This window comes from Vibrio zhugei, assembly GCF_003716875.1.
GTDB lineage: Bacteria > Pseudomonadota > Gammaproteobacteria > Enterobacterales > Vibrionaceae > Vibrio > Vibrio zhugei.
On sequence record NZ_CP033077.1, the window covers coordinates 81256 to 107201 of the forward strand.

Genomic DNA, 25946 nt, shown 5'->3' on the forward strand with positions numbered 1-25946 from the left:
GGACATTATGTTCCGGGCTTTGGATCCCTGATTCAGACCGTCAAGGAGCTCAAATGTATCTTGAAATAAAGCAGTTTCATTTATTAACAGTATTGATCAGCGTCCTCCTGTATATATATCGTTTTCTAAAATATTACCGACTTCAGCAAGTGCCTGAAGTCCCAATACTGTTGAAGCGAGTCCCCCATATCAATGACTCTTTACTGCTTACCAGCGGTATCGCTTTGATATTTATAACCGGCTTTACTCCGTTTACTCAGGCAGCACCGTGGTTGACCTACAAACTAATAGCCATTTTTTTTTACATTTTGTGTGGACTCATGGCTATGAACAAATCCTCAAGCCCTAACAGCCGATTATTCTATTTCGCAGCTTCCTTAGGCTGGCTAATTGCCATTTTCAGTCTTGCAGTAAGCAAAAATCCAGGCTTGCTTGGAATTTAACTGATCCTTATACGTATTTTGGCTATCGACGAAGGAAATATAATCTTGAAAACAATTCACAACCTTAGCTTTAGAATGAAGTTGCTTCTATTGATATCGCTACCGATGCTTGGAGTAGTACTTTTTTCAGGTTATCAGTTAAATCAAGTCCTTAACAACAAGAGAGTTGTAGAGCAGATTCAGCCATTGGTTGAGCTTTCTATAGTTGGAAGCCGGGTTGTGCACGAACTACAAAAAGAGCGCGGGGCGACATCAGGTTTTGTTGGCTCAAACGGGTTGAAATTTATCAGTACACTAAAGAGTCAGAGAAAAAGTACAGGTGCTCTTTTGAACTCCGCCGCTTAGCCCTTGAGCTACTTGAAGAGTATCGGATCGGTCAGGTCACTAAAGCACTACGGATCTGTGCCACCCAGATTAACTCCTGGCGCAAACAACTTCCCGCTAAGCAACCAGCTCCCGACTTTGTTCCGCTACAGATTGAGCCCGAATTACAACGAACCCTAGAAAAGATCAAGGTGCATCCATACATACACCAAGACTACGACTACTTAGTTACTGAACTAGCTACCAAACTACAGACAATGAAAATTCACGGTCTCATAGAAAGTTATTTAAACCAAGCAATTGCAGAAACTGTTCAATCAAATGAGGCACATTAAGGTATAACACATGAAGTTTTATTGCTTGTTGCTTATTGTCCAGAAACTGACACGTAAATGCAGGTTATGATTAAATATGCAGACGATGTTATGAAAATTCGATGGCAGATGCCAACTTTTGTCCAAATCTTCCACGGCCGGCATCTCAGAAAGAGGTGCCGTTCGTTATTTTGGGATATGAAAACTTATCCGAAGGGTAGATCGCTGCCAACACCCCAAACTCATTTTTGTCGGGTAGACGACACTTGTTACCAAGTGTCGTCCCCCTAAGAACCGTACGTGCAACTTTCACTGCATACGGCTCAAGCCTCCACAAAGGCATCGTATGATACCCAGCAACTTATAAAGCAGTTAGAGCAGGAACGAGCCAAGAGTTACGAGCTTGCCTTTTAGACTTTCTCTTTGCCAAGTAATCTCGGTATTGAGGGTCAAATGGTGTTGCTGCACTTCGGATTTTCACGTGTCTCTCTATAGGCACTTTGGCTATTTGGAAGAGATTGAATTGGCAATCCATATCCATGATCTTCTGCCAACCGTGAAATTGCCATTGGCCTTTCCGGTTAAGGAAATATTTGTGGGTAATCCAATTTGTAGACTTTGTTGGATGACGCCTTTTAGCCCAGTGCCATAACGCATGGAATAGCTTATGACCTACATATCCGAATACCTTTTTAGCAACGCAGTGTCGATAGTAATTCGACCAGCCCCTAAGTTTCGGATTTATCAACTTGATTAGATCGTTAACAGGGATGGTTGTGTGCTTTTTGATGAGTTCGCGCAAGTTACGCAAGAACAGTAGCGTGTTGGATTTGCTCGGTTTGATGAGCAATTTCCCTTTGTACTTTCTATGGTTAAAACCTAGGAAGTCAAAACCATTACTGATATGGGTAATATGCGTTTTCTCTTCGGATAGTGTTAAGCCCCTTTCTGCTAAGAACTCGGCAATCAACGGTTTGATATCGTTCTCCAGCACTTCTTTTGAAGCACAGGTGACGACGAAATCGTCTGCGTATCCAATAAAGTTGGCTCTTGCACCCTTTTTGAGTGCGGTAGACTTTATGCGTTGCTCAAGCCCTGCAAGAGTCATTAGCATCAAGGTTGGGGATATGACCCCACCTTGCGGTGTCCCCTCGTCAGAGTGATAAAACAACCCTTTGTCCATAAAGCCAGATTTTAGCCATTGTTCTAACATACGTTTATCTACGGCAATGTTATTCATAAGCCATTGATGCCCGATCTTGTCGAAACAGGCTTTGATATCTCCCTCAAGTACCCACTGAGCTGACTTCTTTAGTGCCAGACATTTGAAGCACTGTGCGATTGCATCGGCAGTGCTGCGGTTTGGTCTGAATCCATAGCTGTTAGGGTCGGCACGTGTTTCTGATACTGGCTCCAGAGCAAGAAGATGAAGCGCTTGCTGCGCTCTATCGAACATACACGGGATACCCAGTGGTCTGAGCTTGCCGTTTTTCTTGGGGATGTAGATACGCTTGAGCGGTTTGGCTTGATAAGCTTTTCTGCTCAATTGATTGACTGCTTTCATGCGGCGCGTATCTGTATTCCAGATAACGCCGTCTATTCCAGGCGTTTTACTGCCTTTGTTTTGTGATACTCGCTTAACAGCAAGAAGTTTTGCCGAATGCGAGTGAGTCAGTATCCACTGCAATGCTTTCGCTTTGCCGTGTTTACCATCTCTCGTTGCCTTTGCAATACGCATCTGAAGCTTTAAAACACGCGCTTCGACAGCTTTCCAGTTTATGGATTGCCATTGAACACTGTCAGGAGAGGCACTAATCTCTTTTGAAATTATCATTTGCGTTTCTCCTTGAATAAAGTTCTTCAAATTCTCTTGCAACGGAAGACCAGTCGGAAGTCAGCTCACTTTCGTGATCAGATATGAATCTGTATCTGCATCGTTACAATGCAGCCTTCGCTTTTTCCAACATCCTCTACCTGCATTACTATCGGCCACAGAGGCTTTCCCATAGGGAGTAATACAGGCTTACCGTGTTCCGTATGTTGCGCAATGTCAGGGTAGATGCCCGCTATGGTGCGGAGAGCTTTATTGATCACGAAAGAGTACTGGACAACCTCTTTCCTGCTCTCATTGCCTTTTGGCTACAGCGTATCAACCACTTCCGCTGCTTCATCACATAACGCACCTTACACGGATTCACTTATGTTCATCATACTGACTACCTAGCACTTACCCGATTCCGTGGTTATCAGGAGGATCGTTCTCTCACGATTTCAATCCCGATCGGTATATGACCAATCTTCATTACATTGTCAGAGCCGCTGCTTTATTCAGGCTCCTAGGTTCATCTGGTGATACAGATGGTTCACTCGTTGAGCGGTGAACAGCGCTTCATACGACTTCACGTCGCACGTCCAGAAATGAGTTACAACGAGTATGATACTTTATGTGATCACAGAAGTGGACCCCAATGGTTGGACACATAAGCTCATTCCTTAAGTGGTTGATCCAGCTCATGCCGCGTATCTCTGCCTGCCGAAGTAGGCTTCATCAGGGGTGAGGTCATTGAGTCCTTGATGGTTACGCTCCTCATTATAAAACACCATGTAGTGGCCGATTTCAAGTTCGGCTTCACGTGGCGTGGTATAAGCTTTTAAATAAACCTCCTCATATTTCAGACTTCGCCATAATCGCTCGATGAAAACATTGTCGATCCAGCGGCCTTTTCCATCCATGCTGATCCGTACGTTATGATCGATTAACTTCTGTGTGAACTCAGTACTGGTAAACTGACTGCCTTGATCTGAGTTGAAGATATCAGGCGGCCCATAGTGTTGAAGCGCTTCTTCAAGAGCTTCGATACAAAAGCTAGTATCCATAGTGTTAGATAACCGCCAGGACAACACTTTGCGGCTATACCAGTCGATAATGGCAACCAAGTACAAGAACCCTTTAGCCATAGGGATGTACGTGATATCAATAGCCCAAGCTTGGTTTGGGTAAGTGACTTCGATATCACGTAACAGGTAGGGGTAGACCTTGTGTGCTTTATTCGCCAGTGTCGTTTTCGGTTTGGGGTAAATCGCTCCAATGCCCATATCACGCATGATCCGAACGATACGCTTGCGATTGACGTTATGTCCCTTTTTAGCCAGCTCGGTTCGAATACGCCTACTGCCCATAAACGGATACTGAAGGTGAATTTCGTCAATCATACGGCGCAATTCAATCTCCTCAGCAGAGAGTCCAATGGGCTGATAGTAAGCTGTAGACCGAGCAATATTGAGAAGCTCACACTGGCGCTTTATTGGTAGTTTGGTGGATTTATCCAGCGAACACTTTCGCCAAAAAATCATTTTCCATGGTCAACTGACCGATCTTGGCGTGGAGTTTGTCCACTTCTTCGGAATTGTCTTTGCCCAACTGACTTTCAGAGGCAAAGATCATGGCTGCATTTTCAAGCAACTCTTTCTTCCATGTTGAGATTTGGTTGGGGTGCAGGTTGTACTTCTGTGCTAACTCAGCGACAGTTTTATCACCTCTAGCAGCAGCTAATGCCACCTTAGCTTTAAACTCAGGAGAGTGGTTTCTACGTTTTCTAGTCATAATCTGCTCCAGTATTTTTGGGTACTATCAAAACAGATCAATCACTTAAAGTCATGTCCGAAAATCGGGGGCCACTTCTCACCAAGCGAGTATGATACTTTAATACTCAGTTGTAGCTTGATTCGGACTTGGTGGTAGCAATCAGTATGAATCTTTATTTTTGATCATGTTTAATCTTAAACGTATCGAGCAGGTTTGCTTGACTGTTTAGTATGAAACTTTATTCCTCTCCTACACCTGCGCTTCATTATAAGGTTTTAACGCTTCCGAGCGTTTAGCGAACTGGCGGTCAAGAGCGAGCTTAAATTGATCAATTAAGGATTGGCGCTCTTGTTGCCATTGAGCCTCCTTTTCTTGCCAGCCTTTTTGTTCAGACATCAACGCTTTCACCATAGCTTGAAGCTCGGCGATGTCTTGGCTTTCTGGGTTTATATCAGGCGTCTTTTTCATGGCATTTATTATACTAAAAATACCACTCCAAGGCTTGGTATAACTGACTTTTATCGAGATTAACTCATTGTAAAACTGTCTATTTTTATCGGCTTATGGCCGATTATAGTGAAGCCAGATAACAGTCTGTCTAGGTCAAATTGAGTCAGGGTGTATACCTGCTTTTTCTCTTGAGTGGGCCATTTGAATTTGGCTTTTTCCAGCCGCTTATACCACAGAGCGAAGCCTGTTTTATCCCAATACAAGACTTTGATTTTGTCGCGTTGTTTATTGGTAAACAGGAACAGCGCACCGCTTCCTAATGGTAATTCGGTTTCAGATTCAATAATCGCCGCCAGACCATTGATGGACTTTCTAAAATCCACAAACTCCCGATACAGGTAAACATTCGGAGCAATCAGCATTCGTTTCATGACAGTGCTTCGATTAACTCTGCCAGATACGAGGCAGGTGTTCCCTGGGGGATGCTGAGTTCAACGTCATTAATAAATAATGTCATGTTGGCAATCGGTGTTTGAGTCATCTGGTAGCGTGTCGTTTTTTCGACGATTTCAGCTTTGATAAAGCTACCAGTTCGGGATTGGCCAGAGCACTGCAATTGTTGACGCTTTGTTTAGAAGGTCGAAAGACTCAGATCATGGCGCTCGCAGAACACACGCTGAGAGAGTTGACTGGATTCGTATTGCTCGAACAGAGTTTGCCATTCTTGGTCGGTACGCCGCTTTGCCATTTCAGATCTCCTTGTAGTTTGAGGTTTGATCTTAGGGCGTACCGAGATTGATTAGAATGTGGGGTTTATGACGCGCTTATAAAAGACAGTTTGGGCAGCCATGTTCTAACCGTTAACCATCTAGGCGAAGTGCCAGATATGCTTGTTCTGGATGATTCGTAAATTTACCCTCATGTCAAGATTTAAGGGGGTTAAAAATTATGATCTTTTTTTATTACAATATAATTAATGGGTTTTTACATTGTAACCATATGAATTATATTATAAAAAATAAAAAAATCTTTATTTTTGTCATGATTATTATCAAGGTTAATGGGGATGGGCACAATTGCGTGCAGGTTACGCCATCGATTTGCAGGATAATATGGATAACGCCGTCACTGCAGGGATCGGTATTAGTCCCGGAGATGTCGTGAGTTTGGATATCGGGGGCAGCTATGCCAATGCCCAGCAAATGGGGGTTGCTGCCAATTTAGCCTTTACTTTCTAACGCACGCTTTCATACATCAAAAATTTAGTGCGGGTAGTGACGCTTTTTTACTATCCGTACTATCATTTGTTTTCCTTATGTTTCATAATCGTTACGCTGTTTTGATTCCATATATCTAGGAATAGGAAGTCTGCTGAGAAGAGTCGGTGGTACTTTGTATTTTTGGCGTGAGACGAGAGTGACATGATTAAAATTATTTCTTCCCTTTTAGTATGTGGCTTGAGTGTTGTGATGAGCTTGCCTACTGATGCATCACAAAGTCTCAAAGGATACTGGCACTACCAAGAATATCTCGAACTGAACCCTGAACAGCAAACACTGACCCAGAGCTTGAGTGATATGGTTCATCAACCGGCGGTGCCATTGAATCGGCCACAGCAAAAGCCAGTCACCATTTCTGTTATTTATCCGGGTAGCCAAGTCTCTGATTACTGGGTACGTAATATCAAGGCGTTTGAATTACGTATGGAAGAGCTTGGAATTCGTTACACCATTAATCAAGTGTTCACTCGGCCCAATGTCGATGCTCGCCAACAAAGTTTATCTTTAATGGAAGCACTGAAAGATAAGTCTCAATATTTAATTTTCACGCTCAATACGGTACGGCATCGCAAGTTTATTGAACATGTACTTCAGTCTTCGGCAACCAAGATCATGTTGCAAAATATCACGACACCGGTGAAAGCCTGGAAGGATCATCAGCCAATGATGTATGTTGGCTTTGACCATGAGATGGGAACGAAGCGTCTTGCGGATTATTTCAGCCAAGTCGAGCCGACGGACAGTCGCTATGCCATGTTGTATTATTCAGAAGGCTACATCAGTGCAGCACGAGGTGATACGTTTATTGAACAGATGCATCAACGCGGCAATTACCAGTTAATGGACTCGTATTATACTGATGCCACGGAACAAGGTGGCTACGATGCCACGATGCACATTTTGGACACGGATTCGAATATCCAATTTATTTACGCGTGCTCTACTGATATTGCCTTAGGGGCAATGAAAGCGTTAGAAAAGCGTGGCAAGCAGCACATTAAGCTTAATGGATGGGGCGGTGGTACGGCTGAGTTAAACGCGATTCTCGCGGGTAAGTTGGATGCGACAGTCATGCGCATGAACGACGATACCGGGGTGGCTATGGCCGAAGCCATCAAACTGGATTTAGAAGGCAAACCTGTCCCTACTGTCTACTCTGGCCAGTTTCAACTGGTGACCAAAGAAGACAGTCCAGAGCGTATTCGTCAGTTAGAGAAGCAAGCTTTTCGCTACTCTGACCGTTGAGATCTGACGATATGATGCAGCAAGAAAAGATAATTAAACCGAAAAAGCACATCGCGAACTTTGTCAGTTACGCGATTATCATTGTGCTTGGCGTGTTAATTTTGAGTGTGTTGTTTCAAAGTTATCAAATCAGTAGTCGTATTATGTCTCAGGAAGTCAAACGAACGTCTCGGCAAACGAGCAATTTAGTGCAGAGTTTGTTTGATTATCGCTTGTCTACCCTACAAATTCACCAAGATAGTAGCGCGCAAAGTCAAAGCTTAGTGAGTTTGATCGAGAACCATCAATTAAGAGCCATTGATCAATATTTTAATCGTGTCGATCAACTTGAGATTACCAATACCCCAGATATTCGTTTTATCACCACCACGAACGGCTTGGTGTGGGATGACGGCAACGCACAGTTTTATGGCATTGTTGGCAAGAGTCTATCGAAAATCATCAACCGAGTGGCGTTTAACAGTAATTGGCACCTTGTTGCGTCTCCCTCACAGTTAAAAACCATGTATTTGTTGATGCGGCGCTCACCGATGGTGGATCAAGAAACAGGGCAGGTCAGTGGGTTTCTTTATGCCGGTATTGTATTAAATAACAACTATGCCTTGCTTGAAACCATGCGCGATGGCAGCAATTCTGAAAGCCTTATCATGACGGCCGGAAAGCATGTTTTGGCATCGACTTTGAGTGGACGCGAGGCGTATCAAGCGACGGACATTATTGATTCGAAACAAGATCAAGGCATCTACAACCAGTATATGGTCAGTAGTGCGACATTAATGGTCGAAGGAGTCTCGACCTATTTGAAAGTCTACTCGGTACAAAATAACCACAACGCTTTATCATTAAGAAACAGTTATTACTTTTGGATGGCGTTCGCACTGGTTGCCATGGCTATTGTTGCTTTTGTTACTCGTTGGTGGTTGCAACGGCGTATTGAATGTGAAATAAGCCGCTTAATGTCATACACCCATCAAGTCGCGAATCAAGGGGACGACAAATCCTTCCCTGGTTCCGTGATATATGAGTTTGATCATTTTGGCCGCACATTGGAACAAACCTTTTCTCGTTTAGCCGATCAAGAAAAACAATTCGAAGATTTGTTTAACTACACCACGTCTCCCATGTTGTTGTGGTCGGCCGATGGTTCGTTAATCAAAATGAACCCTTCAGCGCGAGATGAGTGCTTAAACCAATACGAAAATGGTAAAACATTGTATACCGCGTTAGCTGAGCAGCTACAGACCATGGTTCGAGATACGACCCAAGGGTTACAAACGGAGTCTGTATTGACCAAGCTCGGAGATAAAATGTTTCGGTGGAACCTATCTCCGATCACCGTTAATGATGAAATTACTTCTGTAATCGCGCAGGGGCATGACATCACAACGATTCTAGAAGCAGAAAAACAAAGTCGCCTAGCACGTAAAGAAGCGGAAGAGTCAGCGCGCTTACGTGCGGACTTTTTAGCACAAATGAGCCATGAATTACGCACGCCACTTAATGGGATTATCGGGGTTTCACAGTTATTGCAGCGTACGGTGAAAACCAAAGAACAGATCGAACAAGTGAAGGTTTTGTGCAGTAGTGGTGAGCATTTACTGGCCGTATTAAGCGATATTCTTGATTTTTCTCGTATTGAGCAAGGTAAGTTCACACTGAAACCGACGGAATTTCGTTTAGCGGATTTAGCGATGACCATCGAGCAAATCTATCAGCCGTTGTGTCGTGAAAAACACTTGAGCTTGAATGTGACGAGCAACATTCCTGACACGATGTACGTGCGCAATGACCAAGTTCGGATTAACCAAATTCTTTTTAACCTTCTTAATAATTCGACTAAGTTCACTCATGAAGGCCGTATTGATGTCGATATGCGTGTGCATGAAAGTCCCGAATCTACCTACTTGAGTGTCGATGTGCGCGACACTGGGATTGGCATCAATGAAGACGATTTAAACGTGGTGTTTGAACCCTTTATGCAGGTCGGGGCGCCCAATACCCGTGAGTACGGCGGCAGTGGTCTGGGATTGTCTATTGTGAAAAACTTACTAGACATGCTCGATGGAGAGATAAAGGTGACCTCTGCCATGAATGAAGGCACGCAATTTTCGTTATTCATTCCATTAACGGTGATTTCACATGCTCATTCTTTACCGGTGGTGGCGCCTGATGAGATCGACTTTGCCTTATTTGAGCATCCCATTGAGGTACTCCTAGTCGAAGATAATCATACCAATGCGTTTATTGCTCGGACATTTTGTGAGAAATACAATATTCACACCGATTGGGTGACTAATGGCATTCAAGCGATTGAAAAGCTAAAAAACCAGCATTATGATTTAGTGTTGATGGATAACCAATTACCGCATTTAGGCGGGGTTGAAGCCACTCAGCGTATTAAGCAAGAATTACAATTACCCGTGGTAGTGTATGCCTGTACTGCCGATGGCATGGGGGATACCCGAGATGCTTTCATCGCGGCAGGGGCCGAGTACGTGTTAGTCAAGCCCATTAAAGAACTCAATTTATATCGAGCGCTGCGTCACTTTAAAACAAAGTATGTACAGCGCACCCCATCATCGACACATTAATAGGTAAATCGCACCCCAAGACCTAATTGAGGCCCCCAAATCCCGGCATTGCGACTTTCTACGGCTATTGAGAGCTGATCGGTGGAGTGAAAGCGCAGCCCTACGATAAATATCGAGTGTTCAGCAAGCTTACCTAATCGGATAGCGCCTTCCAACTGAGGCGCCAACCAAGCACGTGCCCCTAAGCTGATTTCAATATCGGTGGAGTCTTTGCTATCGCTAAATCCTTGTTCACGAATTTGATGGATTAAAGCCTGCCCATAAATATCGACAAAATTGCCAAAGGGGCCATTAAAACCCACCCCACCAGCCAGATCCCAATCGCTGCTAAAACGAGAGTCACCGCGTAAAATAAAGTGTGAATTTTCAGTGAAATAGTTACTTAATTCGATGCCTGATGATTGTGGGCTAACGGTGGTCCGGACTTCTAAATAGTTATATTCAAAGTTATTCGCAAGCGCGGTAGTCGGTAAGAAAAGCGCGAGGGCCGTGGCTACGACGAACGTTGTTTTTTGTAGCATGATCAATGTCTATCCTGATTGTACATAGTAATAACGAATATATGCCAAGTAACTGATAGTATCTAAGATACTCGTGTTTTTGTCTTGTAGTTTATCTATAACCTGAATATTAAGCCGATTTTTTATTGGTATCAGTGTCAGGCTTAGTGTCTAACTATTGAGTCTAGACGATTGATAATCGTCCCGTCTTGGTATTTAACAATCGATCGATGGTATTAATACCAGTCAATGAATCACTGATAAGTATAAGACACTCTAACTATTCTGGTTTTTACTTGAAACTTTATTGAGACATGATGTAATGATGTGAATCACGTTTTCCACATTTTGCCGTAGGTAAACTGTCGTGACTGCGTACTAACGCATAGCCTTTATCGAAGTGAGATCCCTTAATGAAAAAATTGCTCGTTGTATTTTGTTCACTCTTTTTTACCCATGCCGTGTATGCACAGTCAACGATTCATTTTTATGCCGCGTCCTCAATGACCAATGCAGTGCAAGAATTGGTGTCTAATTATCAACAGCAGCACCCCGATCGCCACGTTGTGCCCGTGTTTGGCTCGTCTTCTGCGCTGGCTCGTCAAATAGAGCATGGTGCTCCCGCCGATGTGTTTCTTTCTGCCAACGAAAAGTGGGTACGTTATCTCGTGGATAATGGCCGAGTTTCGGCAAAACACGTCAATCTATTGGTCAGTAATGAATTGGTGCTGATTGAACCCAGTGATGCTAAGCCGCGACATTTTGATGTCACCAACGCACAGGCTTGGCGCGAGCGTCTTGATGGGCAGCGTATGGCGGTGGGCAATACCCAAGCTGTGCCTGCAGGCATCTATGCTCGTGAAACACTGCAAAGTCTTGGCGTATGGAATACGGTCAAAGCACGCCTAGCACAAACCAATAATGTTCGTCTCGCCTTAGCGCTGGTCGAGCGCGCAGAAGCGCCTTATGGCATTGTCTATAAAACGGATGCTTTGCAAACGGATCTTGTCAAGATTACTCATACCTTTGCTTCCGCTCGTCATGATCCTATTTATTATCCTTTGGTGCAGGTGACGGATTCGACGCCGGTGGCGGCATTTACTGCGTATCTGCGCTCAGAACCTGCGAAGCATGTACTCGAGAAATACGGCTTTAATACCGATTTGGGCAGTTCGAGCTTCACGGAGACACCGTGATTATGGGGCTCACCAGCAGTGAAATGACAGCAATCATGTTAAGCCTTAAAGTGGCTGGGACAACCGTACTTTGGCTGCTCCCGATTGGTATTATCTTGGGCTGGACGCTAGCGCGCACCGAGTTTCGTGGTAAAGGCATTGTGGACAGCATCATTCACTTACCCATGGTTTTACCCCCTGTTGCTGTCGGGTATCTATTACTGGTGACCATGGGAAAACAAGGACTCATTGGACATTGGCTGAGTACGTTTGGTGTCAGTTTCAGTTTTAGTTGGCGCGGCGCGGTTCTTGCGTGTTCAGTGGTGGCTTTACCGCTCATGGTGCGTTCGATTCGCTTAAGCATTGAAAGCGTCGATATTAAACTCGAGCAAGCCGCTCGCACTTTAGGAGCGTCGCCTTTAAAAGTGTTTGTGACCATCACGCTGCCGCTGATTGTGCCAGGCCTGATTACTGGCACAATGTTGTCGTTTGCCCGCAGTTTGGGGGAGTTTGGCGCGACGATCAGTTTTGTTTCAAATATCCCAGGCGAAACCCAGACCATTCCCTTGGCAATGTATAATTTTCTGGAAACCCCCGGCGCTGAAATGAGCGCCGCTCGATTGTGTATGGTGTCAGTGGCGATCGCGTTGGTTTCGCTGCTGGCCTCAGAATGGTGTAGTCGCTCAATGGCATCGAAGTTAGGGCATCGCTGATGACAGTAAAAACAGGACTGCAAGTACAATTCGAACAGCAATTAGGTGATACATCGTTAGCGATGGACATGCACATTCCGGCCAAGGGCATTACCGTGTTATTTGGCCGCTCAGGGGCTGGGAAAACCTCAGTCATCAATGCCATTAGTGGTCTATCTCAACCTGATAGTGGGGTCATTTGTCTGAATGACCGCGTGTTGTTCCATCATGAGCAGGGCGTGAATCTTCCTGTTGAACAACGTAAAGTCGGCTATGTATTTCAAGAGGCGCGCTTATTTCCTCATTACACGGTACAAGGGAACTTGCGTTATGGGATGAAAACCAAGCATCCCCGCTCTGACATGTGGCAATCGGTACTCGAGTTACTGGAGTTAGAACCACTGTTAGCACGTTATCCGACGGCGTTATCTGGGGGAGAGAAACAGCGTGTTGCCATTGGCCGCGCATTATTGTCAGAGCCTGACATTTTACTGATGGATGAACCTCTGGCCTCATTGGACCTGCCGAGAAAGCGAGAAGTCATGCCGTTTTTAGAGCAACTGGCTGAACGCATTCATATCCCCATTGTGTATGTGACGCACAGTTTGGATGAGTTGCTGCGTTTGGCGAATTATCTGATCTTAATTGAGCAAGGGCGGGTGCTTGAAGCGGGGGCGGTTGAACAGGTATGGAGCTCGGAAACCATGCGGCCATGGCTTGATATGAGCGAACGCAGTTCATTATTCAGTGGGCGCGTGCATCAGCAATGGCAATCGTATGGACTGACGGAACTGCGTTTGAATCAGCACATTCCTTTATGGGTGCAACACTATGCGGGGGCTGTCGGAGAGGCCGTGCGCGTGCAAATTCGCGCCACGGATGTGTCTGTTGTGTTGGATAAACCGAAGAACACGTCGATTCGTAACATTCTCCCTGCCACCATTACGGCCATCCGTCATTTACATAATGATCACGGCGGCCGTTATGTGGAACTGACACTGCGGCTCGGGGAGCAGTGTGAGCTGTGGGCCATGATTACCGAATGGGCTTGGCAAGAATTGCGACTGACCGTCGGTCAATCCTTGTATGCACAGATCAAAGGCGTGAGTATGACTCAAAGCGATGTTATCCATTTAGGCGCTTAACGCGCCAGCTTATGGTGAGCACGAGTAAAATGACCGGCGCAGAACGCCCCTACAATCGACAGCTCACCGGCGAGACACACGGCGGCTAACACTTCGGCTAATGCTCTTGCATGCCCACTTCCGTTGAGCCCGAGTAGCTCGAGGCAGGCTTTTTGTGAAGGCAGTTGTGTGCCTCCGCCGACCGTCCCGACCATGATATTAGGCAATGTCACACTCGCACACAACCCGCCATGTATTGAGCGCTCAAAACGTGTGATACCCACTGCGGATTCTGCCACACACGCGGCATCTTGTCCGCAGGCAATGTAAAAGGCGGCAAGCGCATTGGCATAGTGGGCATTCGTTCCAATGGTGCCATTCAGTTGTCCGCCGTTGTTTGCCATCAAGCCAAATTCAATCATAGCGTCGCTGGTGGTATGCAAATAGCGTTGGATTAACGATTCAGCGATATGAACCTCTGCGGTCACTTTTTTACCACGCACATGACGCATTACATGGCTGTTGGCTTTTTTATCTCCTGATAAGTTGGCGTCTAAGAAGGCCTGACGAGGCTCAACAGGACTGTGTTGCATGACGTAATCGAACGCGGCCTGTGTCGCGATGGTCACCATATTTTGTCCGCTGGCATCTTCGGTAAAGAACTGAAAAACCAGATACACATGGTTGCCTTCCATCTCCACTTCGATGTCTTGTAATTGTCCGTGTTGAGTGGTGCTTTCGGCGACCGATTTTAAGTCAGCGACGTGTTCAGACACCCAACCAATAAATCTTGCGGCATCCGCTAAGCAGGCAAAGGCAAACCCAGGCGTTCTGGTGACCCCTTCCTGTAATACTAGGGTGCTAGCGCCGCCTGCCGCGGTAATCAAGCGACAGCCTCGGTGGTAGGAAGACACCAACGCAGCTTCTGTGGTGGCGAGCGGAATACAAAATTCTGCTTGTGCGTGTTGACCATTAACAAGTATTGGTCCAGCGATGCCAACTGGGAGTTTGACCGTTCCAATGAAATGCTCGATGTTCTTAGTGTAAGAATGCATGGTTTCTTCGGTGATAGGATCGAGCAGGGCGGCTTGTGCTTCAGGCAAAGCAAAGTGTTGCCAACGTTTATTAACTAACTCGGGTGTCAAGCGCCCACTTGCCGGTAGAGCAGGCGAGCGTCTCTCTTGAGTGGCATGGGCAGAACGAGTGCGATGGTAGAAATGCGAAAAATTATCAGTCATGAAGAGGTTCAGTGAGTCATTGTCGCTGCATTGTACTAATGCTTACCACAAACACAACTTGTAATATGGTGGCGCGACCAGTCTCTGCAGAGAATAAAAAAGGCGCCCCTGAGGCGGGCGCCTATCAAATCGCGATGGATATGAGGTATTAAACACGTAAATCGAGCATACTGCCTAACATGTCTCTTTCTTTTTGAACGACAGAGACGCCTGCTCGGTTATAGTTCTGAGCTTGATTGAGTTCAACCAGCGCATCCGTTTGAGAGGGAGTGGGTTCGTCTCTCATGGATTGCTCAGCTTGAGCTTTACCCTGCTCAGACAAATCGACTTTGTTAAACGCCATCGGATCGTTTATTGGATCCTTAGCCTGCGATTGCTGAATAGCTTGAGCGGCATTGTCGGCCATCTGTTGTGAACGCTGAATAATATCATAGCCATTCGAACCGATACCTGAAATTGCCATATTACACCACCTTAGTTGAACAAAGTTTAACCAATGTTGGTCAGTTATACAAGCTGATTAACGAAACAAACTTGTGATGAGGTGTCGCTCTTCCTCGGTCAACAAATCTCGTTGTGTATCGTCTAATCGATAATTGATCATGCCTTGTAAATCTTTAAGTTGCTGAGGTGTCAGCTGTTTCATCTGATCCTTGATATGTTCAAACTGTGTGCTGGACATCGTCCCATCTCCGATTCACCTATACTTTATGGGTAGATACTACGACGATAAGAAATATCAATGTCCGATTTTTGTAAAAGCTCCGCTAATTCACCGTTAAGTGTGTTTGCCGAAAGGTGATGACAAAGAAGACGATTGGTCTGGATGTTGTACTCGTACTGCAAGCTTGTCAGCCAGAGAATGCAGTTCTGGGAGCATACGATACACGAGGTGTAACTGTTGCAAGACCATGCGTGCATTATCATCGTCTTCGTCTCGCCATTCCGCGAGCTTTTGCTCTAAGCCGAGATCATCGATGAGCGTAATATCACTTTGCTCACAATGATTAAACAATTGTTGATAGAGCACATCCAAATGTTGATGAATCAACGAGTGCGCATTAAGAATCAAGGTGTGTACATGGTCACTAATACGGGTGCGGTGCGCGCCAAGTGTCGAAATATAGCTCAGTAATGCATGGTTTAAAGTCAAAAAGCGAAAGCTTTCATCGGTCGTGGTGCGAAAACGACCCGGCTCTGCCAACATGTTGTTCACGGCAGCGGAAAGCGCGGCATCTTGGTTATGGGCATTGCGACGAGCAATTCGATAATTGAGTGTGTCTTTTTTACCGATACGGTATTGGCCAATGATTTGATCTAAATAATGTTTATTGCTCTCAATCGCATCGGCCATCACCTTATGTAAGCGCTTTGAATGCCAATCAGGGAGGATCGTCGCCACCGCCGTCACCGCCAAGACACAGCCAATGAGTGTATCAATAAGGCGCGGTAAAATGACGGCAAAGCCTTGTCCGAGCTGACTGAAACAGAACAGCACGAGTAAGGTAATAAAGCCTGTGGCGTACCCATAATTATTAATACGAAATGCGAAAAACATGACTCCGGCAATAACGATAAAAGCCAACTGACTTTCTTGAGAGGGGAATAAGGTCAGTAACATCGTCCCAATGATCAGGCCAACAATGGTGCCAATGATACGTGAAATGATCTTTTGACGAGTGGCGACGTAGTTGGGCTGACACACAAACAGTGTCGTCAGTAAAATCCAATAGCCAAGATTTAAGTCAAAACTCTGCTGAATGATATATCCCAGTGTTAAGGCGATAGACATTCTAATGGCGTGACGAAAGAGCATTGAGTCTGGCGTCATATTGGCTTTCAAATTGGCCCACATTGTTTTGAAGGTTCTCGGTTCGGTATCGTGCAGTGTGTCTTCATCGAGCGAGTTGGTAAAGGGCGAGCCAATATTGTGCAGCAGTTTTTCTACGGTCACTAGGTTGGTAAACAGGTAACCAAGCTGGGCGATGAGTGAGCGTTGCTCATTATTCTGTTGCTGCTTGAGATAGGTAATGGACGATTGTAATTCATCTAACGCAGAGAGCGACTCGCCATTGTGTTCGTAATCTTGACCCAAGCGAATACATTCAGCCACCTTACGACAGGCGGCCGCTTGGCTTTCCAATAAATAACGAAAGCGGAATAAGATATCACTGCGTGAAAAATGCTCAGACAGCTCCTGATAGCGATAGTGGGTCGAACTGGCACGCTCGTGAATATCCTGCGCTAAAAAGTAGATACGTAAAAACCGATCGCTTGCGCTATCCACATGACCGCGCTTGGCTCGCGTTAAAAACAACGCTTTACATTGGTTTAACGAGGCGACCGTTGCCGCATTCAGTTGCGCTTCATTGATGCGATGAGGCTGAGGTGAGTAACCGGCAATAGGATGAAACATGACCGCTTTCGAGTCGAGGTAGACAGCGAGTTGGTTGAAAACCGTCGCAAGGTTGTGCTGAATCACTTGCATCGGCCAAAACATATACCAAATCATTGACACCAAGAAGTACCAGGTTGCGCCGGTTAACAGTAAAATCGGCTGGAACCAAATACTGTGAGGCTGAGCTCCACCAATCATGGTGTAGACGGCGAGCAACAACGACGCAAAAGCAATACTGGCATAACGTGAGCCAAACGAGCCGAGCATGGTAAAGCCAAACGTTGATATGCACAGGCCAATACCAAACCAAAGCGGTCGGTTGAATAATAACTCAATTGAAAAGGCAGCGATGGCGAAACACACTAAGGTCAACAGGATCGCAGTGAGTCGACCTGTAAAATTATCGTCCCGCTCGGATAATGCCGCTGCGATCACGCCTAAAATTAAAGGTGTGACAAAGGTATTTAATTGATAATACCAACATGGAATGACCACACCGAGTAAGGTGATCAGAATTAACGCGGAATAGTTGAGCGTTTTATTGGCCCAATAAAGTCGTAGACGATTGATATTTATCACTGTATCTCTGTTTTTCGTTATCATTGATAGTCAGCGTACAGTGTACCAGAAGTGATAGAGTAACGAGGGGGTTCGCTCAAATAAATCGTGTTTTTCTCTTTATCACATCGCGATGCTGGGGCGCGTTTACTGGAAAATGTCACGATGAAGCAAAAGGGGAGCGGTAAATATTAACAGTAAGTTTTCAAACCACATGGGGATTACGCTATGATGAGCGCGAATTTAATCAACGAGTTGACACCCATGGAGCTGCGCGCATCTAAGACAGCACAATTTTTAATCACCAACGAATATTATGAAGTTGTGTTAGACAAAAACCACATCGTTTTATCCTCCGTAAAAGAGGAGGAACACATTCCTTTTCAAGTTTGGAATGGGTGTGTCAAAGTGCATCACGGTCTATGGTGGGGATCGCTACAGTTTTATGCACACGAACGTAATGGAGAGCAGCGTTCTTGGTTAGTACAAGGTCTGCCTTGGCCACAATGTCGTGACTGGGCTGAGCAGGCGGTGGCGGCCTATCAAGCTTGGCATCACGAGCAATGTCAGCAGTTAAGCGACTATGTGCCCCAATGGCATCAAGAGCTGTCATCCATTTTATCTCTGTCGTCTTTCTTACCCCATTCTCTCATCACCCAATGGGCTGGCAGAGTGCATGACGACATGACTGCCATGAAAATCACGTTGGAAGAAATCGAACAACGAGCTCCTCAGGCCATGCAGAAGATGATGCCTTGGTTGGTTGAACCTTCAGCGCAGCTCGCCCAACGTAATGATGAGTGGATTGAACAGGAAAAGCCGCAATGGCAATCGTTATTTGAACAGATTGAATCTTCCCCTTTGAACGAGTCACAGCAAAAAGCAGTCTTGCTGAATGATGACCACAATTTAGTCTTGGCTGGTGCAGGCTCGGGGAAAACGAGCGTGCTGGTGGCGCGTATTGCCTACCTCTTGGCCAGTGGCTTAGCGCGCCCTGAGGATATTTTGCTGGTTGCCTTTGGCAAACAAGCGGCCTTAGAAATGCAGGAGCGCATTGAACAACGTATTGGTGAGCGTGCCCGTGGCGTTCAGGTCAATACCTTCCATCAGCTTGGTTTAACCATTCTCAAACAGGTGGATGGACAGGATGTGACGCTGTCACCTGTGGCCGCCGAGCCTAACCTGAAGCACGCATGGTGCATCGACTGGTTAAAACGTCATTGGATGACACCGACCAACTTTAAGCGTTGGCAAAAACACCTGTCTAAGTGGCCGATTGCTTATTTGACCGGGGATGATGAATTGGGCAGCCAAGTGGAAAACCCAAAGCTGATTGCTTGGTTGGAATCACAGTTGGATAACTTGTGTCAGATGGGATTGAAGAAAAAAACGATTCAAGAACGCTTAATTGATCATCCAGATTACACGCGCCTAAACAGTGAACTCAATCTGTGCTGGCCATGTTATCAAGAGTGGCAGCGTATGCTCAAAGAGTCAGGGCAGGTCGATTTTAACTTAATGATCAACCGTGCCACTCAGTATGTGAATCAGTCGAAATACACGTCTGCATGGCAATTTATTATGGTCGATGAGTATCAAGACATCTCTCCGGCAAGATTGGATTTGTTGCAAGCACTGTGTGAGCAACGTCCACAAGCCTGCAACCTTTTTGCAGTAGGCGACGATTGGCAAGCGATATATCAGTTTACCGGGTCTAACGTCAATTTAACCACTCAGTTCCAAGACCATTTCCCTAACTCGACGGTGCATTACTTAGATACAACGTATCGCTTTAATGAGCAAATTGGGGCGGTTGCGAATGCTTTTATTCAGAAAAACCCCAACCAGATACCGAAACCGTTAATCAGTAAAAAATCACAAAAACAAAAAGCGGTGTATGTGATGCCAACCAGTCAAATTGAGAAAGTACTCGCTCAACTTAATCGCAAAGCCGATGGGTTGAAAACCGTATTATTCTTAGGCCGTAATCATTATCACGAACCTGAATTACTCAAAGACTGGCAAAATCAATATCTATCCTTAAAATTACATTTCATGACGTGTCATGCAAGCAAAGGGAAAGAGGCCGACTACGTGATTGTCGTGGGAGTTGATGAAACTCAGTTCCCAATGAAAAGTAAAAATGTGCATTTAGACAATGCCCTCAATCACCATGGTGATGAGTATCCGTTTGCCGAAGAACGTCGACTTTTCTATGTGGCATTGACGCGAGCGAAAGACAAAGTTTGGGTCACACATAACGGTGTGGGGTCGAGTTTTGTTCAAGAGCTTATTACCGGCGATTATCCGGTTGTGAATAAAAAATAAGGAAGTGAAATGAAACGTGCGCTGATATTGGTCGATATACAAAATGATTTTTCTCCCACTGGGGCGTTACCGGTGGCAGAAGGCAATGAGATCATTCCGGTGGTCAATCAATTAATTCCACAATTTGAACATGTGGTTGCCACCAAAGATTGGCATCCGAGTGGCCATGGTAGTTTTGCCTCGACTCATGACACGGATATCGGTAGCTTCATTGATCTTGATGGTATTCAACAGATTATGTGGCCGGATCACTGTGTACAGTACAGTGTCGGGAGCGAATTTATTGAAGGGCTCAATGTCGATGCCATCACCCACGTGGTTCATAAAGGGACACAGCCCAAAGTCGATAGCTACAGTGGCTTTTTCGATAATCAACGCTTAGGAAAAACAGGTCTGGCTGATTACCTCACCAGTCAGGGAATTACCGATGTCTACATCACTGGGTTGGCGACCGATTATTGCGTCAAATTTACCGCGTTGGACGCGGTGGATCTTGGATTTAATACGTGGGTCGTGGTCGATGCTTGTCGTGGTGTGAATATGCAGCCTGATGATTGTGATAAAGCGTGCGCTGAAATGAAAGCCGCGGGGTGTCAGTTAATCACTTCTTCACAGCTCCTTAATTAAATGTTTATCGTCTAACACATCGAATATTGCACTAAAAAGCCCATCTGGCTTACCCGTCAGATGGGCTTTTTATCGCCTGATGCATTCTCTATTATCGAGATAAAGTCGCCATAATGGTTTTTTATTATCGAATAGGAGGAAAATGAATATTTCTGAATATCGCTGACTATTTGTTGGGAGCAATGCAGCGAATTTATTCTTATGCCAGCGCATTGTTAAATAGTTTTCTTACAATGATTCATTGATACAGAAAAATAGTATCAAATGCTTATTAATCGGCAACGAATACTAAGCTTTCATATGGATGGAAATGAATAGGAATCATTATGATATTAACCAACAAAGTAAGGCCCGATTTCAGATAATAAGTGCGACATTCATGGAAATATGTAGAAGAGGAAGCCAACTGCTGAAAGTGGTACGCTCTTCTCGCCAAAGAAACAAGCAGTACTACCATGAATTATCAACAGTTGACCGAAGGCAGAAGATACCAGATTTCTGCTCTTTTGGAACGGGGAATTTCGGTTCCTGAAATAGCTAAAACAGTTCAGTGCCACCGCTCGACGGTATACCGTGAGCTTAAACGCGGTCGGAAGGGAGAGCATTATTGCCCTAACGAAGCCCAGATGTCGTCTACCAAAAAGCGCAAAACAGCACGTAAATACCGAATACCAAAGGAACGTGTCGATTTTATCCGCCTTCTTTTAGAAACAGATTGGAGTCCAGAGCAGATTTCTAATGTATTAACGAAAATTGGTGCATCTGTCAGTCATGAGTGGATCTATCGCTTTGTTGCTCAAGATAAACGCTTGGGCGGTAAGTTATATCGTCACTTGAGACAAGGTCATAAGCGGTATCGCCGAGGTAAACAAGAGAAAGCTCCAGCGATAAAAAATACCGTTTCGATTGATGATAGACCAAGCATCGTTGACAGTAAGGAGCGGTTTGGTGACTGGGAAATCGACACTGTGCTAGGTAAGCATGGTACAGGTGCAATGGTGACTATTTTAGAGCGTAAGACTCGATTTTACGTGGTAAAGAAAGTGCCATCTAAGTCAGCGGATGATGTCACCAAAGCGACAATAGAGCTACTGAAGCCCTATAAGAAACATGTCCATACCATTACGGCAGATAACGGGCGAGAGTTTGCAGGTCATGAAACCATCGCAAAAGAATTAAAGGCTGATGTGTACTTTGCTCATCCGTACAGTTCTTGGGAGCGTGGTGCTAATGAGAATGCGAACGGTCTTTTAAGGCAATATGTGAAGAAAGGAACCGATCTAACGACAGTGACGGACATCGATATAGAGTTCGCTTTATCGCGGATAAATTACCGTCCGAGAAAGTGTTTAGGCTTCAAGCAGGCAGCCATTATATTTGAGGAGATGGCTTTAGCTTCTTGATATTGGAGAGTGTCGCACTTCGCAGTTGAATTCGGGGGGTATTAAAATATACCATTGCTGTGACTTTCGCTGTGACTAGCGCATCGACGTTGGCCGCGAATTGTACGCAAATGCCCAATTCTGGGGGAACGTATTACATTATTAATAAAGGGTCTAATCATGCTCTGGATGTGAATACCAATGATACCAGTGCGACACCAAATGTGATTACTTATGAAAATTGGAAACCGAATAACCAGAAATTTGTTGTTACGAAACAATCTGATGGCTATTGGGAAATGAAATCCGTTTATAATAATAAATTGGTCGAAGTTTATAATAGTTGTACGGCTAACGGAGCCAATGTTGATACGTATGATGATTGGAATGGCGATACCCAGCGTTGGGAATTGAAACCTCAAAGTGATGGGGCGTTTAAAATTGTAAGTAAAGTATCGGCTAAATCGTTGACCGTGGCTGGGAGTCAGAACGGTGCGAATGTTTATCAAAATGATGATGCAAATTTAAGTTCGCAGCGTTGGTATTTTAACCCTGTCGATGGGCAATGTGGTTCGGGCAGTGGCGGCTCCAATGGCGTAATAGGATTTGCCAATCAACCAGGGAATGACGGATTGAGTACCACAACTGGCGGGCAAGGCGGCCCGGAAGTGACAGTGCAAACGTGTGACGCGCTTGTACGAGAATTGGGAACGGATGGTCGCCGAGTGATTAAAATACCCGCCAATAAAACCATCGATTGTCGTACTGCGCCACGTCCGGTACAAGCGTGTCGCCTAGACTGTGCCATGTGGAATGATCCGGGTAAGCTTTGGTACCGCCTTCCGGTCGGCAATACGTCATGTACATCTCTGGATAGTGACACCAACCAAACATTTACGGTTCAGCGTAATGATACTCGAATTATGGTGAAGTCCAATAAATCGGTCATCGGCGGCAATAAGAACTCCAGTTTACGAGGGGGCACATTTGTCGTGTACAACGCGAAGAATGTGATTATCAAAAACCTCAACATCTTTGATGTGAACCCGGCGCTGGTTGAGGCAGGGAAAGGGGTGCTGGTGGATAACAGTACGCATGTGTGGATTGACCATGTATCGTTTAGAAACATCAGTGATGGGCATATTGACTTTGATAACAGTAAAAACGTAACGGTGAGTTGGAACCGTTTCTTTGGACAAAATAATCAAGTGTGTGCGAACCATCATTGGTATACCAATCTGGTAAAAAATACTCAGGTGACGTTCCATCATAATTTCTGGGACAATGCAGCCGGTCGAAACCCGAAATTGTACGGGCCGAATACGCGTGCGCACATCTTTAATAATTACTATAAAAACATTACTTATTTCTCCATCAGCGTATCGCATGGAGCTCAAGCATTGGTAGAAAATAATTATTTTGAAAACGCGTTAAGCCCACATTGGCGTGAAGGGGAAGGGTTTATTCAAGCCTCGGGTAATACCTATGTTGGATCGTCAGCGCAGAATACGCATCGTGACAGTGGTGATCGCGTATTTCAAGATATCAATCTTTATCCCTACGCACTGCAAAACCCGAACAGTCTCGGTAGTGTGATTGATAGTCAAACGGGTCCACAATAATGATTGTTTAGTGACTCGATATAAAAGGCTCTTATTCAAAGAGCCTTTTTTATGTAAGGTCTGGCGAGCGAACGTCGATTTATTTAGACGCGCTCGTCTAGATACGCTTTATAATCGGGAATTTCGATCGCGACTTCTTGGTTGATTAATTCAGAGTTAAAGATAAATGTGGCACTGGCTCTGTTTGTCGCAACTGGGATATTCCAGACACTGGCAATACGGAGTAGGGCTTTGACGTCTGGATCATGAGGAACCGCATTCAATGGATCCCAAAAGAAAATTAATACATCGATTTTACCCTCAGCGATCATCGCACCGACTTGTTGGTCACCGCCCATTGGGCCACTGATTTTACTTTTAATGGCTAATCCAGTTGCTTTACTGAGCATGGTTCCAGTGGTGCCGGTCGCGTACAAAAAATGCTGTTGTAACGTGGGTTTATTTTCTTCCACCCAACGCAATAATTCAGTTTTATAGTTATCGTGTGCCACTAAGGCAACGTGCTTATGAGCACTCATGACGCGAGTGGTTTTGTGCATAATTCAATTCCTATTTGATTTTTATGGTCTAACGAACATCAATATTAAGATGACATGCAGATACATTGTCCACTTATTGAGTAGACGCAGAGCTCGGCGCTGGCACCATAGGTTGGTTGCGATTTAATCCGGAAAATTGTAGCGGATTTGATAGGAAAAATCAGTGATATAACGCGTTAATATCGTTAAGAATGGGTAGGAACGAGGGGGGATGAATGCAATGGGCACACGATGTGCCCATTGCATGAGTGGTTTGCTTAAACCAAGGCGTTTTCTAAAATTTCACGGGACTGAGTGAGCGTAATGGCGTTGTGTTCACCTAATGCTGTCATACCGTGTTTTTCTAATTGTCCAACCACCGTGTCGACGGCTTCTGGCTGTGTCATGCCATGGTCGGCAAATTGGGTGTCCACGTTAAGGCTGTGGTAGAAGGCTTCGATGGCTTGAATCGTACGCTCAGCCAAATCGTCTCCGGTTTCTAAACCAAATACGTTGCGACCCATTTGTTCTAATTTCGCACGTTTTACATCCATTTGGTTACGTAGCAACCATGGTTGCACGATAGCGAGTGAACGACCGTGGTCAACTTGCCATAGTGCGGTAAACTCATGACCAATCATATGGGTTGCCCAATCTTGCGGTACACCAGTACCAATCAGACCATTCAGCGCTTGGTTTGCCGACCACATTAAGTTTGCGCGCCATTCGTCGTTGTCACGGTTGTCGTAACGCTGACCAAGGTCAAGCAGAGTGCGCAGTAGCGTTTCGGCATAACCTTCTTGTACTCTTGCTGAGGTTGGCGTGGTTAAATACTGCTCACAAGTGTGTACCCAAGCATCGACGATACCGTTGATCAGTTGACGTTCCGGTAAGGTTTTCATTACCTCTGGGTCCAGAACCGCGAACAGAGGTTGTACGGCTTTAGAATGGAATGGCAGTTTGTCATTCGTCGCTCGTTTGGTAATTACTGCGCCAGAGTTGGATTCTGAACCCGTCGCAGGCAGTGTCAAAATAGCACCAATCGGTAGCGCAGTCGTTACAGTATGCTTACCAATCATAATATCCCAGCTATCGCCTTCATAGCAGGCAGCGGCTGAGACAAATTTAGAACCATCGATAACAGAACCACCACCCACGGCCAAAATGAAGTTAATGTTGTGTTCTTTAGCCATCTGGATGGCGTTATCTAAGGTTTCTTTCGTTGGGTTCGGTTCAACACCTGAAAACTCTTTCCATGTATGTTCTTTTAGCGCTTCGGCCACTTGGTCATAAACACCGTTTTTCTTGATAGAGCCACCACCGTAAATCACTAACACTTTGCTATCGAGTGGGATTTGTTGGGCGATGGTTTGAATTTGGCCCTGTCCAAAATGAATTTGTGTTGGGTTTGAATAAGAAAATTGCATGACATGCTCCTAGTGTTTCAGTGAAAGGAAGATATTGTCTCACCGAGGTCTGAACGACCTTGTGTTATATTATGAGTGCATAATAGTGTTGATTAATGTATTTTAATAGCGCTATTTGTCCATT

The 25946-nt window shown here is 45.1% G+C and carries 21 protein-coding genes and 3 pseudogenes; 12 read left to right on the plus strand and 12 right to left on the minus strand.

The window, feature by feature from the left end; genetic code table 11:
* Positions 1 to 53: 53 nt before the first annotated feature.
* Positions 54 to 443: a SirB2 family protein gene (locus EAE30_RS00425; RefSeq protein WP_164711752.1), complete on the plus strand. Its 390-nt coding sequence runs from the start codon at positions 54 to 56 to the stop codon at positions 441 to 443.
* 45 nt (positions 444 to 488) lie between these two features.
* Positions 489 to 788, plus strand: coding sequence for a nitrate- and nitrite sensing domain-containing protein (locus EAE30_RS00430; protein WP_123014167.1), 300 nt, complete (start codon positions 489 to 491; stop codon positions 786 to 788).
* 654 nt (positions 789 to 1442) lie between these two features.
* On the opposite strand, the gene ltrA is transcribed toward EAE30_RS00430, so the two are convergent.
* From ltrA to tnpA, 5 genes and pseudogenes are all read right to left on the minus strand, one after another.
* A complete protein-coding gene (gene ltrA, locus EAE30_RS00440) occupies positions 1443 to 2915 on the minus strand; it encodes a group II intron reverse transcriptase/maturase (protein WP_123014168.1) in 1473 nt (490 codons plus the stop codon).
* A 677-nt stretch (positions 2916 to 3592) separates the two neighbouring features.
* Positions 3593 to 4685, minus strand: a protein-coding gene (locus EAE30_RS00445; protein ID WP_241967552.1) for an IS3 family transposase whose coding sequence is annotated in 2 segments (ribosomal slippage) — positions 3593 to 4429 and positions 4431 to 4685 — 1092 coding nt in all. Because the reading frame shifts where the segments join, the coding sequence is not laid out codon by codon here.
* A gap of 237 nt (positions 4686 to 4922) precedes the next feature.
* A pseudogene (locus EAE30_RS00450) lies at positions 4923 to 5135 on the minus strand (IS66 family transposase); the annotation flags it as partial.
* Between the two features lie 59 nt (positions 5136 to 5194).
* Positions 5195 to 5548 (minus strand): IS66 family insertion sequence element accessory protein TnpB, encoded by a 354-nt coding sequence (gene tnpB / locus EAE30_RS00455; RefSeq protein ID WP_164711753.1) that lies wholly within the window; start codon positions 5546 to 5548, stop codon positions 5195 to 5197.
* Positions 5545 to 5865 (minus strand): annotated as a pseudogene (tnpA, locus tag EAE30_RS00460) (IS66 family insertion sequence element accessory protein TnpA). Before tnpA ends, tnpB begins: the two are co-directional and overlap by 4 nt.
* A gap of 313 nt (positions 5866 to 6178) precedes the next feature.
* Here tnpA and EAE30_RS00465 point away from each other — a divergent pair.
* From EAE30_RS00465 to luxQ, 3 genes and pseudogenes are all read left to right on the plus strand, one after another.
* A pseudogene (locus EAE30_RS00465) lies at positions 6179 to 6355 on the plus strand (conjugal transfer protein TraF); the annotation flags it as partial.
* Positions 6356 to 6538: 183 nt separating this feature from the next.
* A complete protein-coding gene (locus EAE30_RS00470; RefSeq protein WP_123014169.1) occupies positions 6539 to 7642 on the plus strand; it encodes a substrate-binding domain-containing protein in 1104 nt (367 codons plus the stop codon).
* An 11-nt stretch (positions 7643 to 7653) separates the two neighbouring features.
* The gene (gene luxQ / locus EAE30_RS00475; RefSeq protein ID WP_123014170.1) at positions 7654 to 10233 is read left to right on the plus strand and encodes a quorum-sensing autoinducer 2 sensor kinase/phosphatase LuxQ; all 2580 of its coding nucleotides are present in this window, start codon (positions 7654 to 7656) and stop codon (positions 10231 to 10233) included.
* Here the strand turns inward: luxQ and EAE30_RS00480 are convergent.
* A complete protein-coding gene (locus EAE30_RS00480; RefSeq protein ID WP_123014171.1) occupies positions 10230 to 10754 on the minus strand; it encodes a hypothetical protein in 525 nt (174 codons plus the stop codon). The genes luxQ and EAE30_RS00480 overlap by 4 nt on opposite strands.
* Positions 10755 to 11146: 392 nt before the next feature.
* Between EAE30_RS00480 and modA the strand changes: the two genes are divergently transcribed.
* The 3 genes from modA to modC are packed head-to-tail and all read left to right on the plus strand — an operon-like array spanning position 11147 to position 13745.
* Complete coding sequence (gene modA / locus EAE30_RS00485) at positions 11147 to 11929, plus strand: molybdate ABC transporter substrate-binding protein (RefSeq protein WP_123014172.1); 783 nt, start codon at positions 11147 to 11149, stop codon at positions 11927 to 11929.
* Positions 11930 to 11931: 2 nt separating this feature from the next.
* Positions 11932 to 12621, plus strand: a complete 690-nt coding sequence (modB, locus tag EAE30_RS00490; protein ID WP_123014173.1) for a molybdate ABC transporter permease subunit — start codon at positions 11932 to 11934, stop codon at positions 12619 to 12621.
* Positions 12621 to 13745: a molybdenum ABC transporter ATP-binding protein ModC gene (gene modC / locus EAE30_RS00495; RefSeq protein WP_123014174.1), complete on the plus strand. Its 1125-nt coding sequence runs from the start codon at positions 12621 to 12623 to the stop codon at positions 13743 to 13745. Before modB ends, modC begins: the two co-directional genes overlap by 1 nt.
* Here the strand turns inward: modC and EAE30_RS00500 are convergent.
* From EAE30_RS00500 to yccS, 4 genes are all read right to left on the minus strand, one after another.
* On the minus strand, positions 13742 to 14962 hold the full coding sequence (locus EAE30_RS00500; protein ID WP_123014175.1) for a hydroxymethylglutaryl-CoA reductase: 1221 nt from the start codon (positions 14960 to 14962) through the stop codon (positions 13742 to 13744). The genes modC and EAE30_RS00500 overlap by 4 nt on opposite strands.
* 148 nt (positions 14963 to 15110) lie before the next feature.
* Entirely contained in the window at positions 15111 to 15425 is a 315-nt protein-coding gene (locus EAE30_RS00505; RefSeq protein ID WP_123014176.1) for a hypothetical protein, read from the minus strand.
* Between the two features lie 57 nt (positions 15426 to 15482).
* Complete coding sequence (locus EAE30_RS19105) at positions 15483 to 15608, minus strand: hypothetical protein (RefSeq protein WP_261809193.1); 126 nt, start codon at positions 15606 to 15608, stop codon at positions 15483 to 15485.
* A gap of 132 nt (positions 15609 to 15740) precedes the next feature.
* Entirely contained in the window at positions 15741 to 17939 is a 2199-nt protein-coding gene (gene yccS / locus EAE30_RS00510) for a YccS family putative transporter (RefSeq protein ID WP_123014177.1), read from the minus strand.
* A 243-nt stretch (positions 17940 to 18182) separates the two neighbouring features.
* On the opposite strand from yccS, the gene helD reads away from it, so the two are divergent.
* The 4 genes from helD (at position 18183) to EAE30_RS00530 (ending at position 23877) form a co-directional block, all read left to right on the plus strand.
* Positions 18183 to 20246: a DNA helicase IV gene (helD, locus tag EAE30_RS00515; RefSeq protein WP_123014957.1), complete on the plus strand. Its 2064-nt coding sequence runs from the start codon at positions 18183 to 18185 to the stop codon at positions 20244 to 20246.
* Positions 20247 to 20255: 9 nt separating this feature from the next.
* Positions 20256 to 20873, plus strand: coding sequence for a bifunctional nicotinamidase/pyrazinamidase (gene pncA, locus EAE30_RS00520; RefSeq protein WP_123014178.1), 618 nt, complete (start codon positions 20256 to 20258; stop codon positions 20871 to 20873).
* 455 nt (positions 20874 to 21328) lie between these two features.
* A complete protein-coding gene (locus tag EAE30_RS00525; RefSeq protein WP_123014179.1) occupies positions 21329 to 22276 on the plus strand; it encodes an IS30 family transposase in 948 nt (315 codons plus the stop codon).
* A 71-nt stretch (positions 22277 to 22347) separates the two neighbouring features.
* Positions 22348 to 23877 (plus strand): RICIN domain-containing protein, encoded by a 1530-nt coding sequence (locus EAE30_RS00530; protein ID WP_164711754.1) that lies wholly within the window; start codon positions 22348 to 22350, stop codon positions 23875 to 23877.
* Between the two features lie 83 nt (positions 23878 to 23960).
* Here the strand turns inward: EAE30_RS00530 and EAE30_RS00535 are convergent, their stop codons facing one another.
* Positions 23961 to 24416, minus strand: coding sequence for a methylglyoxal synthase (locus EAE30_RS00535; RefSeq protein ID WP_123014181.1), 456 nt, complete (start codon positions 24414 to 24416; stop codon positions 23961 to 23963).
* Between the two features lie 257 nt (positions 24417 to 24673).
* Complete coding sequence (locus EAE30_RS00540; protein ID WP_123014182.1) at positions 24674 to 25822, minus strand: iron-containing alcohol dehydrogenase; 1149 nt, start codon at positions 25820 to 25822, stop codon at positions 24674 to 24676.
* Positions 25823 to 25946: the final 124 nt, after the last annotated feature.